Here is a 388-nt window from a genome sequence, read left to right on the forward strand (position 1 = left end):
CTCCCGAAGAGCCAGTCGGGGGAGGGTGCCTTGTCGACATCCAGTGACACCATCACTGAACTGACGGACGAGATGGTGGAGCCAGCAATCGACGAGCAGTACCAGCCCGCATACGAAGGTGTCTCCGCGCTGCTCCTCCCTGGAGAGTCCTCTGACGAGTTCACTGTCACCCGGGGCGATGGAGACTCCGGCGACGACGACACTCCACCGGCAGATCCAGACAACTCGGACGCCGCGGAGACGAGCCCGTCGGCTGACTCCGAAGCCTCTCCCGACGAGACGACCTCCGACGAGTCTGACGATGGGCCTGGGTTCACTGTTGAAGCCGACGCGGATGCGTTCAGCAATCCGGACGCGGACATCGATCCCGAAGATATCGACCTCCTCA

General features: G+C 62.9%; 1 pseudogene. It reads left to right on the forward strand.

Annotated elements, in window-relative coordinates:
• Positions 1-388, forward strand: a pseudogene (locus EXE42_RS15525) (hypothetical protein); the annotation flags it as partial.

Origin of the sequence: Halorubrum sp. SP3, from assembly GCF_005435195.1 — an archaeon.
Lineage (GTDB): Archaea > Halobacteriota > Halobacteria > Halobacteriales > Haloferacaceae > Halorubrum > Halorubrum sodomense.